Below are 14506 nucleotides of genomic sequence, written 5' to 3'. Positions count from 1 at the left end.
GCGTGAGCAATCGAAACCATCTGTGCAGTGCCAGTGCCAGTGCATGTGCCGGTGCCAGTGCCGACAGCGGAGCCCCAGACGCAGCAGCCTGCAGGGACGACGATTCACGATGAACCCGCTGAACTGGTCGTTTCCCATCGCCGTTACGTGGCTCATCCTGTTCGGCATCATCCTGGCCCGCGCGGGAGGAACCTTCCTCCTGGGGCGGTTGGCGCGCAAGGGCATTCGAAAGATCGAACGCATCGACACGATCATGTCCGGTCCGAAGTACCGCCGAGCCGAAGCGATGATCGAGCGTTTCGGGGCACCGGTGATCGCCGTGAGCTTCCTCATGATCGGGGTCCAGACCGTGCTCAATCTGGCGGCTGGAACCAGCGGCATGAGCTATCGCCGCTATCTTCCCGCTCTCGTCGTCGGCGGGTCTCTGTGGGCCCTGATCTATTCGACCGTCGGCCTCATCGGCTTCAAGGCCCTGGCCACGGCCTACCAAGCGGAGCCCGGACTGACCATCGGGCTCGGCGCCGTCTTCGTCCTGGCCATCCTCGGCCTGTTCATCGGGCTGAAGAAGAAGGACGAGCAGACCGAGCCCGCCGCCCACGGCACGGCCTGACCGGTCCTGCCCGGAACCACCTCGGCGTGACCGGCCCTCCCCGGGGCAGTCCTCCCTGGGACAGCCTCGGCGGAATCAATCGCGTGGACGCACCGTGAGCTCTTCGGTCATGTCCTCCAGCTCGATTCCCTTCGTCTCGGGAACCTTCCACCAGACGAAGAAGAACGAGAGTATCGCGAAGAAGGCGTAGAAGCCGTAGGCGAAGGTCAGGCTGATATCGGAGAAGATCGGGAACGTCGTCGAAATGGCGAAGTTCGCGATCCACTGGGCCGCAGCAGCCACAGCCAGGGCACCGGCACGGATCCGGTTGGGGAACATCTCGCCCAGGAGCACCCAGACCAGAGGGCCCCACGTGGCACCGAATCCGACGACGAACACATTCGCTGAGATCAGCGCGATGATCGACCACGGTGCATCCAAATGGGCGCTGGTGGTGCCGTCGGCGGCGGTGGCGAGCTCGGCGAACGAGAATGACACCGCCATCATCGCCAGGGAGGTGCCCATCAGGAACGAACCGGCCAGCAGCATCTTCCGACGTCCGACCTTGTCGACGAGGAGAATCGCCACGACCGTCACGACGATGTTCGTCACCGAGGTGATGACCGAGGTCAGAAGGGCACTGGATTCGTCGAATCCGACCGACTTCCACAGCGTCGTGGAGTAGTAGAAGATGACGTTGATGCCGACGAACTGCTGGAACACGGACAGCAGGATTCCGATCCAGACGATCGGCTTGAGGCCGAACCGTCTGCCGATGAGGTCCTTGAAGGACTCTTTGTCCTCCCGTCGGATCGAATCGCGGATCCGTTCGATGAGGGAACCGGTGTCGGTGACCCCTGTGAAGACACGCAGAACTCGTGCGGCCTCGTCCTCTCTGCCACGGGCCACAAGGAACCGCGGAGATTCCGGAAGCCCCAATGCCATGAGTCCGTAGACCAGAGCGGGGAGTGCCTCGACCATGAACATCCAGCGCCAGGTCTCGATTCCGAACCACAGCGGATCGGCGGCTCCTCCGGACAGTGAGGCCAGAAGCGCATTCGACAGGAGTGCCGCGAAGATACCGGTCACGATCGCCAGCTGCTGCAGCGACCCGAGGCGACCACGCACTCGGGCGGGGGACACCTCGGCGATATAGGCAGGAGCGATGACGGAGGCAGCGCCTACGCCGAGTCCGCCGACCATACGCCAGATGATGAGATCCGTGACGCCGAAGGCCAGGCCCGAGCCGATGGCAGAGAGGAGGAACAGGACCGCCGCGACGACCATGACGGGGAGTCTGCCGTAGCGATTGGCCACAGAACCGGCGAACCAGGCTCCGAGTGCGCACGCCAGCAGCGCCGAGGAGACGGCGAAGCCCTTCAGTCCGGCGCTGAGGGCGAACTCCTCTGCCAGGGCGTCGACGGCTCCGTTGATGACAGCTGTGTCGAAGCCGAAGAGGAATCCGCCCAGCGCGGCGGCCAGTGAGATTCCGACGATCCGGGAATTCACACGTTCTCGACCGTGCAGTCTGCCATCGGGGGATGGTGCGTTCTGAGACAAGCGAGTCTCCTCCTGAGGATGACATTCGGCACGCGGCGCGAATGGGACGTCGATGAGCTGCACCCCAGGGTATGCCACCGAGATGGTGTTGAGCACGCGACTGTCCGTGAAGTGGGCCACTGCGGGGAATGGACCCGGATGTCAGTAGAGTGGTGCCACGCGATCGTCGACGAGCTCGGTGGAACTCGTCATCACCGTTAGGAGAAAGGGACCGCCGGATGGCTGTTGCCTGGTGGAGTATCCTCCCGTTCGTTCTGCTGTTGGGCTGCGTCGCAGTCCTGCCGCTCATCCCGGCCACCGAGAAGATCTGGGACCGCAATCTCGTCAAACTCTCAGTGGCCTTGGTCCTCGGCGTGCCGATCGCTGTGTGGTTCGTCATCGGCGGAGCCGGTTCCACCGTTTCCCACGCCTTGGTGGAGTACTTCCAATTCATCGTTCTGATCGGCAGCCTGTTCGTTGCCTCAGGGGGCATCTTCCTCGTCGGCGATATCAGGGCAACACCGAAGAACAACACGATCTTCTTGGCGATCGGCGCAGTGCTGGCATCGTTCATCGGCACCACAGGAGCGGCGATGCTCCTCATCCGGCCGATCCTCAACACCAACCAGGACCGCAGGCACCGTACCCACACAGTCGTCTACACGATCTTCATCGTGGCCAACTGCGGTGGGCTTCTGACCCCTCTGGGCGATCCGCCGCTGTTCCTCGGAATGCTGCGCGGGGTTCCCTTCGAGTGGACCTTCGGGCTGTGGCCGTACTGGCTGTTCGTCAATTCGCTGCTCCTGGTCAGCTTCTACGCACTCGATCGCAGAATGTATGCGAAGGAGCCCGCCGTGGCGCTGGCGAAGGATGCGGAGTACGTCACCAAGCTGGGACTGCGAGGGGCGAGCGGACTCGCCTTCCTCGCTGTCATCATCATCGCCGTCGCCTTCATCCCCTCGATCGACATGCATGCGGTCGAATCCGGGCACGCGAGCCTGTCGCAGTACGTTCCCTGGCGCGAGGTCGTGATGCTCACAGCCGCAATCGCATCGTTCCTCTTCGGAGACCGAGGCGCCCGCTTCAACCTCAACAAATTCACATGGACCCCGATTCTGGAAGTCGGAGCACTGTTCATCGGCATCTTCCTCACGATGATGCCGGCGCTGGCCTACCTTGGTCAGATCGCGCATCGGATACCGCTCAATGAGATCTCTCTGTTCGTCTTCACCGGTGGCCTCTCCTCGGTGCTCGACAATGCTCCGACATATGTGACCTTCTTCGAAATGGCATCTCAGGTGCAGGGGGAGCCCCGGGTGGCTGGTGTTGCAGAGACTCTGCTGATCGCGGTGTCCCTGGGCGCAGTCATGGGTGGGGCGATCACCTACATCGGCAATGGGCCGAACTTCATGGTGAAATCCGTTGCGGACTCGGCGAACGTGGCCATGCCGAGTTTCGGAGGCTATGTCGGGTGGTCGATGTCCCACCTGGTCCCGATCCTGGCGGCAATGGTGCTGCTGTTCATGACCGATGGCATGTGGTGGAAACTCCTCGGGATCCTGCTGACTCTGCTCGTGCTCGGGCGGGCCGGGCTGAATGTGCGAGCAGGCCGACGTGAAGCGAAGGAAGGACCGGCCTCGTTCGACCGGACGAGCGAGTCCGGCGAATGAGCCATCGGCCCAGCTCCGGAGCCCGTGCGATAGCCGGCGTCGGTCTCTACTTCGGCTGCAACGGCCTCATGTTCGCGGCACTGCTGCCGTGGTACCCGCTGTTGGTCGAGCGACTGGGGCTGAGTTCCTGGGAGTTCGGGCTCGTCGTCGCTTCCTTCGCCCTCGGCGCCATCGCCTCCTCTGTCGTCCCGGCGCACCTCATCTCACGGTTCGGAGCCAACGCTGTCGTCGTTGGAGGCACTCTTCTCCTGGGACTCTCCGCGGCCGCCACAGCGTGGTCCGTCAATGGCTGGATGATGGCCGCCTGTCTGTTCTTCGTCGGCTTCTTCGATGCCATTGTTGATGTGGCGCAGAACGTCGTCGGCATCGGGGTGCAGGAGAGTCTGTCGCGCGTCATTCTCTCGTCGATGCACGCGCTGTGGAGTCTCGGAGGTCTCGCCAGTGGTGCAGCTGCCACCATTGCCGCCGCGAACGGCGTGGACATGAGGGTCCATCTGGCCCTGATCGCGGTGGTGACTTTCATCGTGATCATGTCGGCCCGCAGGCTGATCGGAGACGTTGGCCAGAGCAGACGGCGGGCAGGAACGGGCGTTGACGCTGAGGCTGACGCTGAGGTCGCAGCCGATGTCAGCGAGCCTTCGGGCGGTGCTCGACCAAGTTCGAAGCGTGCGGTTCTGCTGGTGGCGCTGCCGCTGGCCGTCGTCGCAATCTGCGGAACGGCTGTGGAGGACATTGCGAACAACTGGTCCGCGATAGCAGCTGTTGAGTTCAGCGGGGTGACTGCCGCAACCGCCGGAATCGCCTTCAGCATGGTCATCGGCAGTCAGTGTCTGGGCCGTTTCAGCGGCGACTTCCTGGTCCAGCGCTTCGGCTCCAGCCGGATCGCTCGCCTCGGGGGAGGCCTCATCGGCCTCGGCGGGATCGGTGTCGTCACTGCCTTCGAGCCGGTTCAGCTGTTGGTCGGCCTGGCACTCATGGGGTACGGATCGGCGACTCTGGTTCCAGGAGCGCTCGGAGCCGCTGCTCACATTCCAGGTGTGGGCAGAGCCGGAGGAGTGACGCTGGTCAACTGGATCATGAGGGTCGGATTCCTGGGTACCAGCCCGCTGGTGGGAATCATCGCAAGCCTCGGCACGCTCCGCTGGGGTCTGTCCGTGCTGATCGTCATCGGCGCGGTCACAATGATCTTCGCCGGTCGGCTCGGAGGAGCGCAGGAGCAGGCGGAACGATGACGTGAGACAAGCTGACGTGAGACATGCACCCGAATGTGCGCGCGATGTCGTGAGATTTGCACCCGAATGTGCGCGCGATGTCGTGAGATTTGGCCGGGTCAGAAATGAGACAGACCCGAGTCAGAAAACAGAAATGTGCCGCAACATCGAGTGAACGATGTCGCGACACATCACATGGTCGGGCTAGCGGGATTTGAACCCACGACCTCTTCACCCCCAGTGAAGCGCGCTACCAAGCTGCGCTATAGCCCGTTTCCGTGCTGCTTCGGAAAGCAACGAGACCCAGCCTATAACGATCCCCGGCTAAGTGCCAAAACCGCGTTTCGTGACCTCGAAAAAACGGGTATCATCCCAGGTAGTCACGTGAGAGGCGGGTGCGAGCCTGGGCTGGTCCCGAGGATCGGTAACATTTCTGTTTCGTGATTGTTATGAAACCACCTCGGGCGGCTATGCTTGGAGGACCAACAAGCTAAGAGGAGTCGACATGGCAAACCTGGATTATCCAGTGTCCTTGCGATACTCACGCGACCACGAATGGGTCGAGACCACGGACAACAGTGCAGTTGTGCGGGTGGGTATCACCGATTTTGCCCAGGAACAGCTGGGTGACGTCGTGTATGTCGATCTTCCTGATGTCGGCGATAAGACCACTGCTGGAGAATCCTGTGGTGAGGTTGAGAGCACGAAGAGCGTGTCCGATCTCATCGCACCCGTGTCCGGTTCGGTCACGGAAGTCAACGAAGGACTCGACGACGCTCCCGAGACCGTGAATTCATCCCCTTTCCAGGACGGTTGGATGTATCTCGTCGAACTCAGTGATCCAGAGCAGGTCGACGCGCTGTTGGACAGCGAGCAGTACCAAGAGCTCATTAAGAGCGAGGAGGCGTAATGTCGCAGAATAACGATCAAGGTCGTCCCAACCCCTCGCAGACCTGGTATGACAACGGTCAAGTGCCGCAATCGAAGAAGTTTCCGTTCGGCGCCGGCAATGGTGATGAGAGCGCGGACCCCGAGACACGTCACAACCCGTTGGTCAGTCCATATGGTCAGAACGGCGGCGGCAGCCAGGGCAACGTCCAGAACTATGCCCAGTCGCAGCCACAGGGCGGACCAGCTCCGCAGGAGACACCTCCCTACGGCCAGCAGCCCGTGAACAACGGATCGCAGGCGCCGCAGTACGGCAATGCTCCGCAGCAGAACAGTGCTCAGCAGCCCGGCTACGGTCAGTATGGTGCGCCGCAGAACCAGGCGCAGCAGGGCCAGTACAACAACGGTCAGCAGCCTGCGTATCAGCAGGGTCAGCAGCCTCCATATCAGCAGCCGCAGTACCAGCAGGATCAGGGGCAGTATCCTCCTCAGGGCAATCAGCCCCAGGGCGGTGGCTATATTCCACAGGATCCCAATAGTCAGGGCGGTCAGCCGCAGTACGGCAATCAGCCGCAGTACGGCAGCCAGGGCCAGAACCCGTACAACGGGAATGGTCAGGGCCAGCAGTACGGCAACGACGGGCCGGGCTCCAACGATTCCGGCAGCCAGCAGTTCCATGGAATTCTGGATCCGCATACCGGCGAGATCCACCCTGTGCCCGACCTTGAAGGTCTGCAGGACACAGATGCGCTGCTCGTCGTCGTGTCGGGACCGGACTCGGGTTCGCAGATCCTGCTCGACACCGATGTGGTGACAGTGGGGCGCAGCCCGAACGCGGACATCTTCCTTGACGATGTCACAGTCTCACGCAAGCACGCCGAGTTCATTCGGACTCCAAGCGGATTCACGCTTCGCGACACCGGGTCGCTCAACGGGACCTATGTGGGTCGTCAGCTGATCGATTCAATTGAACTGCAGAACGGAGCCGATGTGCAGATCGGCAAGTTCCGGATGATTTTCCAGCAGCGTCCGCGCTCCTGACCGGGGGATAATGTCAAACATCGAAGTTGAGGTTGTTGGTGTTCGCATCGAAATGCCAGCCAACCAGCCGATCCTTTTGCTCAAAGCAACCGAACCGGCCTACTACCTGCCCATTTGGGTCGGAGCCATCGAAGCAAATGCACTCTCGATCGCGCAGCGGGGCTTGACCCCGCCGCGGCCGATGGCACATGCACTTCTGCTCGACACGCTCGAAGCATATGAAGCATCATTGGCCGACGTGACAATCACCGGCCGCGACGGGCAGATCTTCCTGGCCGAACTTCATACGAACGATGGAAAGTCGATCTCTGCACGACCATCCGACGCGGTGACGCTGGCTCTCACGGCCCAGTGTCCCGTCTACGTCGATTCAGAACTTCTCGAAGAGTCCGGAATCGAAGCACCAGCAGCTGACGAAGAGGAAGTGGCCCAGTTCCGGGACTTCCTCGACAACGTCTCGGCCGAGGACTTCGAAACCGGTACCGAAACATCATGAAAGAACGATTGTGAGCCTCCATATCGATCCGGTATTCGCCAACAGGGACAGCGCCCCAGCGGGCACGAACGATCTCAGCGGTCTAGACGACTGGCGTGAGATGAATCCGCAGCAGCAGCCGACCTATCTCGATGGCCAGGCCCTCGACGATTCGCTGACCAGCCTGCGCAGCTCTCCTCCGCTGGTCTTCGCGGGCGAGGCCGACGTCCTCAAACAGCGCATTGCAGCTGCTTCTCGCGGCGAGGCCTTCGTCCTTGCCGGTGGTGACTGCGCCGAGTCCTTCGCCGGCGCTCAAGCTGACAAGATCCGCGCCCGAGTGCAGACTGTGCTGCAGATGGCGGCGGTGCTCACCTACGGCGGTTCGATGCCGGTCGTCAAGATCGGTCGCATGGCCGGCCAGTTCGCCAAACCCCGGTCCGCAGATATGGAGACGCGCGACGGCGTCACGCTTCCCTCGTACCGCGGCGACATCGTCAACGGCTATGAGTTCACCGAGGAATCACGGCGTCACGATCCAGCGAGACTGCTGCAGGGATACCATGTCTCGGCGTCGACGCTCAATCTCATCCGTGCCTTCACCCAGGGTGGTTTCGCAGACCTGCGACTCGTCCACGAGTGGAACCGCGGATTCCTGACTTCGAACCCCGGCTACCAACGCTATGAGCAGACTGCGCGCGAGATCGATCGCGCCATCCGCTTCATGGACGCTTGCGGAGCTGACTTCGATGCGTTGAGAACCACCGAGTTCTACGCCGCTCATGAGGCTCTTCTGCTCGAATACGAACGTGCACTGACGCGGATCGACTCGCGGACAGGCGAAGCCTACGACGTGTCCGGACATTTCCTGTGGATCGGCGAACGCACCCGTGACATCGACGGAGCCCACGTGGACTTCCTGTCGAAGGTCCGCAATCCGATCGGCGTCAAGCTCGGTCCGACGGCCACCGCGGACGAAGCGCTGGCGTTGGCTGAGAAGCTCGACCCGAGTGCCGAGCCCGGCCGACTGACCTTCGTGACTCGCATGGGTGCAGGGAAGATCACCGAGGCGCTGCCGAAGCTGCTTGCCGGAGTCGGTGACCGCCTGCCTCACGTGACCTGGGTCTGCGATCCGATGCACGGCAACACCATCACCTCGAATACCGGGTACAAGACCCGCCGGTTCGAAGATGTCATGGCCGAGGTCGAAGGATTCTTCAGCGCCCATCAGGAAGCTGGGACCATTCCGGGCGGACTGCACATCGAACTCACCGGTGATGACGTCACAGAGATCATGGGCGGAGCGACCGAGATCGACGACGAGGGGTTGCGCCGTCGCTATGAGACACTCGTCGATCCTCGCCTCAATCACGACCAGTCACTCGAGATGGCCTTCCAGGTCGCGGAGTACCTGACTCGTCGCAACTGATGTGAGTGTCGGCTGACAGGCGTCGACTCGTCTTCTCAGATACCAGAGAAGCAGGTGGCCGTGCGAAGAAATCGCACGGCCACCTGTTACTTCATTCGGCTTCAGAGAAAGACCCGCTGTGGGGAAGGATCCTGATCGATGTGATCAGTCGTCCTTCTTCTTCTTGTCTTCGTCCTTTTTGCTGTCCTTGCCGTCGTCCTTCTTCTTCTCGTCCTTCTTGTCGTCCTTGGACTCTTCCTTCTTCTCCTTGCCCTTGGAGACGCGGACGATGATGAGAGAGTCATAGGGTTTCGCCTCAGAGCTCTTCGGCCACTGTGAGACCACTTTGCCCTTGGGGATGTCGTCTGAGAAGACCTCGTCCTTGCCCACACGGAATCCGCGTTTGGCCAAGGTCGCATACGCGGCTTCGAAGGTCAGACCCTCGACATTGGGAACGGGAGTCGGCTTGACACCCTTGGACACGACGAGGTCGACCTCGGTGCCCTTGGACAGGTCCTCGCCCGGCTTCTTCGACGCTGAGATGACGTCGTCGTTGTCGACCGAGTCGCTGTACTCCTCGTCCACCTTGCCGAGCTTCAACTCGGCCTTCTTCAGTGCGGCCTCAGCCTCGTCGGCGCTGAGACCCTCAAGCTTGGGAACGGCGAACATCTCTTCGCCCTTGGACACGACGACCGTGACGGTCGAGTCCGGGGCAAGTTCGGATCCGCCGACCGGTTCGGTTCCGATGACGACACCAGCTGGGACGCTGTCGTCGTAGACTTCCTTCGGCCGAGCGTCGAGACCGGTGTCCTCGATCTGCGAGGTCACCTTGTCAAGGTCCTTGCCCGCCAGCTGTGCCGGCACGATCGAGGTGGGCGCGGGAAGGTTTGCGATGACCAGCCAGGCCACGAGGGCGAGCACGAGCAACGCAGCCCCGACGGTTGCCGCCAGTCGTCGTCTGCGTCGACGGGTTGGTGCTGAAGTCGCCGAGGCTGTGGCTGCTGCCGCCGCGACTGCGGTCTTGCCGTCTGCCTCGTCTTCGCCGTGCTCAGGTACGTTCTCGTTATCGTGATCGGTGGCCTCCTGGGACGCACGGTCGGGGGAGGTCCCCGCATCGTCTGCCTTCGAGGCGGCAGCGGCACCAGCCGCACCGGCACCAGCGGCACCGATGCCTGCGGCACCAGCCGCTGCGGCTGTCCCCGCCGTACCAGACTCTTCGTCGGTGTCAGTATCGGCGTGCTCCGCCTCGGCGTTCTCGTTGTCTTCGTCGTTCTCGAGGTAGGGGATCTCGTCGGTGCGCGATCGCTTCTCCTTCGGAGCTTCAGCTCCGAGGTCGATGCTCGCTGTCAGCTTGGGGGAGTGCTCACCCGGTACGACATTGGGGTCGCCGAGGTCCAGTTCGCTCTCGCTCATCTCGGATCGGGCCTCGGCAAGGGCATGACGGAACTGCGCGGCGTCATCGGGACGGTCGGCGGGGTCCTTCGACGTCGCCCACAGCACCAGGGCGTCGAGGCGCGGACTCAGTCCGGCGACCTGGTCTGACGGAGGCGGTACGGAATCATGTACGTGGCGGTAGGCGACCTGGATGGGGACTTCATCCGTATAGGGCTGCATCCCGGTGAGCATCTCGTAGAACATGATGCCGACCGTGTAGAGGTCGGTGCGGATATCGGCACCAGTACGCGTGACGAGCTCAGGCGCCACATATCCGACGGTGCCGATCAGGGTCTTGGTCGTCGTCGCGGTGGTGACGGCGCGAGCCAAGCCGAAGTCCGCGAGCTTGACCTGACCATCGGTGCCGAGGAGGACATTGTCGGGTTTGAGATCGCGATGGATGATTCCCGTGGAATGGACTGCTTCGAGTGCGGCAAGGATCGCATCGAGGACGACGATCGCCTGACGCGGAGTGAAGGTGCCCCGGTGCTTGAGCTCGCGGCGCAGAGTCACCGACGGCAGGTACTCCATCACAAGATAGACCGTGTCGCCGTCGCGGGCCTGGTCATGGATGGCCACGAGATTCGGATGGGTCAGCCGTCCGGCGTTGATGGCCTCGCGTCGGAACCGTTCGACGAAGGTATCGTCGCTGATGAGGTGGTCATGCATGACCTTGATCGCGATCTCACGGTCAAGGCGCAGATCCGTGCCGCGGTAGACCATGGCCATTCCACCGCGCGCGATCTTCGCGTCGATGCTGTACCGGTCATTGAGAATGGTGCCGATGAGCGGATCCGTGCGGGCACTCATAGCGCCTCCTGCATTCGCTGTCGCTGCATTTGAACGGCGCGGACGAAGGCCTTCGTCTCGGGCAGCAATCCCTCGGATCTCACGGAGCGAAGATCCTGATAGTAGCCCGCCAGTGCCTCGTTCTCCGATTCTGCAGTTTCGATCAGCCACCCCAAGATGACTGTTCCCGCAACGATGTTGTCGCCGAGATCAAGGAGATTGAGACTGCGGCCGACGATGTCACTGGCCCACCTGCCCGATCGAGGAGTGACCTGCATGATGCCGATGGCATTCCCAGCCGAGACCGTGGTGTGCTGGAAACCTGATTCCTGCGCGGCAACCGCCTGCATCAGTGCCGGGTCGGCTCCGAGCTCCTCGGCGATTGACGCAATGATGAATCGGGCCTGGGCCGGTGCCGGATGTGTTCTCTGCAGGAGAGTGAATTTGTTCAGTCGTGCGGCTGCGAGCACATTGGGCCTGATGCCCTCGACCTGTGCGCTTGTGGCGACGCGCGGAATATCGGCCGGTGGCTGGGGCGGTGTGCGATGCCGTCGAGCCGTCGAATCTCTGAGCAGCAGCAGCTCGCCGACCTGGAGGAACGAGTCGTCGCCCATCGAATTCGCACGACGGAGGCTGCCGGGCGACATCTGATGTCTGGCGGCGATTCCGGGCAGAGTTTCGCCCGGTGCGACGACATGCGAAGGGTCGGTATCGGGCAGGTCGTTCTTCTCAGGCAGGGACAGCACCTGACCCTGATGGAGATTCTGACGAGGCGAGATGCGATTGAGCTCAGCCAGAGCGGGCACGGAAACGCCATGTTTGCTGGCGATTCCGTACAGGGTGTCGCCTTCTCTGGTTTTGTAGGTGCGACCGCCGTGAGTCACTGGAATGGTCTCGCCGTTTGTTCCAGACGTCCATTGCGGACCCGGGGCAGTCACCGATGACGACGCTGGGGAGTCGTTCGGTGTGCCGGGGGAGCTCTCAAGGTCGTCGGCACGGGGGGAGGGGGCCGCCTCGGCGAAGTCGAGGTCAGCGTTGTCATGATCCGTGGGGATGGGGTCGGTGAGTCCCGGGATGGGGCCGGTGGAATTCACCTTTGAAGCAGCACGGATGTCAGGAGCGGCGGTAACGGGCACCTGAGGATTCCGTCGCATACGTGTCATCTGTCACCTGTTGACTTCATATCGGATGGGGAAGTTTCACACTCCAGACTATCGAGTGCCCGGCCTGCACCCGAGCATTCGACTCCGCATGGCGGGGTGTTTCTCTCAAATATTGCTAGGCTTGAGGATGTGAATACGGAAGAACTCGTCCAGGATTGGGCCACATTGCCAGATATCGCCGAGTCGACGGGTCTTGGCATCATGCAGGTGCGCAGGCTCTTGGAAGACGGCGCGATCTGCGGCTATAAGCACGGGACACCCAAAGTGATGAAGGTGCCGACGGCGTTCTTCGTCGACGGCTCGGTGCTGACCCCGTTGAAGGGCACTCTGAGCACTTTGCGGGATGCGGGCTTCGACGACCGCGAGTCCATCGACTGGCTCTTCACCCCGGATGATTCTCTGCCCGGGCGTCCCATCGATCTGCTGCGAGCCGGCAATCGCAAAGAGGTCAGACGGCGGGCCCAGGCCCTGGCCTTCTGATACCTCAGCCTTCTAGTCGTTCAGCAGGGTCTCTCAGCTCGTCCGATAGCTGAGAGACTCGGCGAAGCCCTCGAGCTGCCTCTGGGCTGCGGCGCCGATCGTTGTCCGAGTTGTGTCAGCGTGGGCACCTTTATCCGCCCATTCGTGGACTACGGACAGTGCTTCGTCATACTTGGTCCGAATGAAGGATTCGACCGCGTCGAGACCGCCCGATTCGGTGAGCATCACCACGCACTCGTCGACCTCGTCATCGGAGAGATTCGGATCTCCCAGACGCTCGGCCATGACCTGAACCTGCTCCGGGCGAAGGTTCTTCATGCTCTCGGCGATGAGCACCGTGCGTTTGCCCTCACGGATGTCATCGCCGGCTGGTTTTCCGGTTGCAGCGGGATCGCCGAAGATGCCGAGCACATCGTCGCGAAGCTGGAATGCCTGCCCGAGCGGCAACCCGAACTTGGAGATCTCCGCAAGCTGTTCCTCGTCGGCACCTCCCAAGGCCGCGCCGAGGAGGAGCGGCTGTTCGACCGAATACTTCGCGGACTTGTAGCTGAGAACCTCCCAGGCCCTTTCGCCGATGCGTTCGTCCTCAAGCGGGACCACCTCGGCCAGGACGTCGAGATACTGCCCGACCATCACGTCCCTGCGGAGCGTGGCACGCAGATCTCGTGCCAAGGGCGTGATGCCCAGGACTGTCTGGGATCTCTCGAAAAGCTCTTCGCTGAGGGCGAGGCAGATGTCTCCGACGACGATGGCGGCCGCGATTCCGAAGGGTTCGGCTCCGCCTTGGTAGCTGCGTTCGGCGTGATGGGACTCGAATTGGCGATGCAGTGCCGGCTTGCCTCGACGCGTATCGGAATGATCGATGACGTCGTCATGGATGAGAGCGGCCGCGTGGAGAAGTTCGAGCGATCCGGCGGCCTCGGCGACGCCGCCGGTCGAGCTGTCCCTTGAAGGATCGTCTCCGGCTGCCAGCTGGTAGCCCCACCACAGCAGGACCGGACGGATCATCTTCCCGCCCCGTGTGAAGTCGAGGAGCGCCCGTCCGATGTCGTGCGCATCGGGTGAGATCGTGAGGAACTCGGCCGCTTTCGATTCGAGGAACCCTTTGATTCTCGTCGATACCTCGGCCGCAATGGACTTAGGGGACTCGAGGGCTTCGATGGTGCTGTTCCGGTCGGAAGCCTGTGGTGTCTCTGCGGTCCCCGCGGTCTCCGCCCCAACCGCGAACGGAGAATCGGCACCCATCATGGAACGATGTTCCCGCCGACCGTCACGATCGAATTCGCCTTCTCTGAGGGGTCTTTGGCGATTGTGACGACGAGCAGTCCTTCATTGTCCTTGTGTCGGAAGTTCACGACCTGGGCACTCTTCGTCTTGATCTGGTCGCCATACGTTTCGAATCCGGCCTTCTTCAGGGCCTTGGAGTAGAACGTGAAGATGTCCTTGGGCTCGGCCTTGGCGCTCATGACGAGGCTGACCTCTTCGAGCTTTCCTGAATCGGCTCCGTTCTCGGCCTTTGCACGGGCGCTCGACAGCACAGTCGAGTCCGGGTAGGGCTTTAGGTATTTCGGGAGATCTTCGACGTCGGTGTCGGCAGCCTCGGAATCCTTGCTCGGCTGTTCGCTGCTCGCAGCCCCCGAACCTTCGGACGTCGAGGCTGCGGACGAAGACTGGGTCTTCTCCGGAGTGGGTGATCCTTCGGCCGCCTCGTTGGCCGGTCCTGAACATCCTGCGAGGAGGAGAGCGGCGGCGAGGGGCAATGTCATGACAGTGGCGCGCGTTACCATGACTACAGACTACCCGGACTCGGCGACGGGAGCCG

The 14506-nt window shown here is 62.1% G+C and carries 13 protein-coding genes and 1 tRNA gene; 8 read left to right on the top strand and 6 right to left on the bottom strand.

Annotated elements, in window-relative coordinates:
- Nucleotides 1-109: 109 nt before the first annotated feature.
- A complete protein-coding gene (locus HX613_RS12215) occupies nucleotides 110-610 on the top strand; it encodes a DedA family protein (protein ID WP_235345583.1) in 501 nt (166 codons plus the stop codon).
- Between the two features lie 75 nt (nucleotides 611-685).
- On the opposite strand, the gene HX613_RS12210 is transcribed toward HX613_RS12215, so the two are convergent.
- Nucleotides 686-2086 carry a sugar porter family MFS transporter gene (locus HX613_RS12210; protein ID WP_235345816.1) on the bottom strand — a complete coding sequence of 467 codons (1401 nt, stop codon included), beginning with the start codon at nucleotides 2084-2086 and terminating at the stop codon, nucleotides 686-688.
- A 281-nt stretch (nucleotides 2087-2367) separates the two neighbouring features.
- On the opposite strand from HX613_RS12210, the gene HX613_RS12205 reads away from it, so the two are divergent.
- On the top strand, nucleotides 2368-3798 hold the full coding sequence (locus tag HX613_RS12205) for a sodium:proton antiporter (RefSeq protein WP_235345582.1): 1431 nt from the start codon (nucleotides 2368-2370) through the stop codon (nucleotides 3796-3798).
- Nucleotides 3795-5030, top strand: coding sequence for an MFS transporter (locus HX613_RS12200; RefSeq protein WP_235345581.1), 1236 nt, complete (start codon nucleotides 3795-3797; stop codon nucleotides 5028-5030). The genes HX613_RS12205 and HX613_RS12200 overlap by 4 nt, the downstream gene beginning before the upstream one ends.
- A gap of 175 nt (nucleotides 5031-5205) precedes the next feature.
- Here HX613_RS12200 and HX613_RS12195 read toward each other — a convergent pair.
- A tRNA-Pro gene (locus HX613_RS12195) sits at nucleotides 5206-5282 on the bottom strand.
- A gap of 232 nt (nucleotides 5283-5514) precedes the next feature.
- On the opposite strand from HX613_RS12195, the gene gcvH reads away from it, so the two are divergent.
- Genes gcvH through HX613_RS12175 form a run of 4 tightly spaced genes read left to right on the top strand, consistent with a single transcriptional unit; the run spans nucleotide 5515 to nucleotide 8839 of the window.
- Nucleotides 5515-5919, top strand: coding sequence for a glycine cleavage system protein GcvH (gene gcvH, locus HX613_RS12190; RefSeq protein ID WP_143923801.1), 405 nt, complete (start codon nucleotides 5515-5517; stop codon nucleotides 5917-5919).
- Complete coding sequence (locus HX613_RS22715) at nucleotides 5919-6938, top strand: FHA domain-containing protein (protein ID WP_328284958.1); 1020 nt, start codon at nucleotides 5919-5921, stop codon at nucleotides 6936-6938. The genes gcvH and HX613_RS22715 overlap by 1 nt, the downstream gene beginning before the upstream one ends.
- Nucleotides 6939-6990: 52 nt before the next feature.
- Complete coding sequence (locus HX613_RS12180; protein WP_235345580.1) at nucleotides 6991-7434, top strand: bifunctional nuclease family protein; 444 nt, start codon at nucleotides 6991-6993, stop codon at nucleotides 7432-7434.
- A 10-nt stretch (nucleotides 7435-7444) separates the two neighbouring features.
- Nucleotides 7445-8839 (top strand): class II 3-deoxy-7-phosphoheptulonate synthase, encoded by a 1395-nt coding sequence (locus tag HX613_RS12175; protein WP_235345579.1) that lies wholly within the window; start codon nucleotides 7445-7447, stop codon nucleotides 8837-8839.
- Between the two features lie 144 nt (nucleotides 8840-8983).
- On the opposite strand, the gene HX613_RS12170 is transcribed toward HX613_RS12175, so the two are convergent.
- Both HX613_RS12170 and HX613_RS12165 read right to left on the bottom strand, forming a co-directional pair.
- Entirely contained in the window at nucleotides 8984-11062 is a 2079-nt protein-coding gene (locus HX613_RS12170) for a protein kinase domain-containing protein (RefSeq protein WP_235345578.1), read from the bottom strand.
- A complete protein-coding gene (locus tag HX613_RS12165; RefSeq protein ID WP_235345577.1) occupies nucleotides 11059-12177 on the bottom strand; it encodes a lytic transglycosylase in 1119 nt (372 codons plus the stop codon). The genes HX613_RS12170 and HX613_RS12165 overlap by 4 nt, the downstream gene beginning before the upstream one ends.
- Nucleotides 12178-12333: 156 nt before the next feature.
- Between HX613_RS12165 and HX613_RS12160 the strand changes: the two genes are divergently transcribed.
- Nucleotides 12334-12684, top strand: a complete 351-nt coding sequence (locus tag HX613_RS12160) for an Rv2175c family DNA-binding protein (RefSeq protein WP_235345576.1) — start codon at nucleotides 12334-12336, stop codon at nucleotides 12682-12684.
- Nucleotides 12685-12717: 33 nt separating this feature from the next.
- Here the strand turns inward: HX613_RS12160 and HX613_RS12155 are convergent, their stop codons facing one another.
- Together HX613_RS12155 and HX613_RS12150 are read right to left on the bottom strand one after the other, a co-directional pair.
- Entirely contained in the window at nucleotides 12718-13932 is a 1215-nt protein-coding gene (locus HX613_RS12155; RefSeq protein ID WP_235345575.1) for a polyprenyl synthetase family protein, read from the bottom strand.
- The gene (locus HX613_RS12150; protein WP_235345574.1) at nucleotides 13929-14471 is read right to left on the bottom strand and encodes a hypothetical protein; all 543 of its coding nucleotides are present in this window, start codon (nucleotides 14469-14471) and stop codon (nucleotides 13929-13931) included. Before HX613_RS12150 ends, HX613_RS12155 begins: the two co-directional genes overlap by 4 nt.
- Nucleotides 14472-14506 lie beyond the last annotated feature (35 nt).

Origin of the sequence: Brevibacterium sp. UCMA 11754 (assembly GCF_021532275.1) — a bacterium.
Lineage (GTDB): Bacteria > Actinomycetota > Actinomycetes > Actinomycetales > Brevibacteriaceae > Brevibacterium.
The sequence above is the reverse complement of the archived record's forward strand: the minus strand, read 5'-3'. Positions and strand labels throughout refer to the sequence as shown.